Raw genomic sequence first — 1006 nt, forward strand, 5'->3', positions numbered from 1 at the left:
CGTGAGGCCCGCGGCGGTGCGCACCGCCGACGCCTCGAGCGCGGTGAGCGCGTGCTCCGACGCGAGCGTCGCGGCCGCCCGGGTCACCTCGGCGGTGACGTTCGGGTTGCCGTCGCGGTCGCCGCCGATCCACGAGCCGAGCCGCGCGAACGGCCGGACCTCGGGGGCCTGCGTGCCCGCCACGTCGCCGAGCAGCCAGTCGTCGAGGCGCCGGTACACGGCGGGCAGGACGTCGGCGAGCGTCGAGTCGAAGACGTTGAGGACCGTGCGGACCTCGTCGAGGACCGTCGGCTTGGCGGCGCGCAGCGGTGCGGTGCGCCACAGCGTCTCGATCTCGGCGAGCAGGCGGCGGTCGTTCTCGGCGATCGACATGCCGCCGCGCGAGCGGATGTCGCGCTCCCCCACGAGCTCGGCGATGCGGCGGATCGAGTTCGACACCGCACGCCGCCGGGCCTCGGTCGGGTGCGCCGTGAGGACGGGACGGAATTCGAGGCGCTGGACGAGCGCGCGCACCTCGTCGGTGCCGAGCTCCTCGCGCGCCCGCTCGACCGCGGCCGGCAGGGAGTCGTCGGGGGCCAGGTCGTTCGGCTCGAGGCTCGCCTCGCGCTCGCGCAGCACGCGGACGCGGTGGTACTCCTCGGCCGTGTTGGCCAGGTGGAAGTAGCAGGTGAACGCGCGGGCGACCTGCTCGGCACGCTCGAGCGAGAGGCCGGCGACGAGGGCCTCGGCCTGCTCGAGCGCGTCGCTGTCGGGCTCGTCGTGCGCGCGGATCGCCAGCTCGCGGAGGTGCTCGACGTCGTCGAGCAGGTCCTGGCCGACGGACTCGCGCAGCACCCGGCCGAGGAACTCGCCGAGGACGCGGACGTCGTTCCGCAGCGGCTCGGGGACGTCGTGCCGGGCGAGGCCGCGACGCACGTCGCGCGGGGGAAGCGGTGCAGTCACCGGGCCAAGATAGGCCCCGACCGGCGCTGCGGTCGCCCACGGTCCAGGCGCTGGGCAGGGTCCG

Annotated in this window: 1 protein-coding gene; it reads right to left on the reverse strand. The window is 75.6% G+C overall.

The features are described 5' to 3' along the window. The coding region (locus HGA02_RS20250; protein ID WP_168681232.1) for a phosphoenolpyruvate carboxylase at positions 1–942 on the reverse strand (942 nt) is incomplete at its 3' end. Positions 943–1006 lie beyond the last annotated feature (64 nt).

The sequence above is a fragment of the Cellulomonas septica genome (genome assembly GCF_012396155.1).
Taxonomy (GTDB): Bacteria; Actinomycetota; Actinomycetes; order Actinomycetales; family Cellulomonadaceae; genus Cellulomonas; species Cellulomonas septica.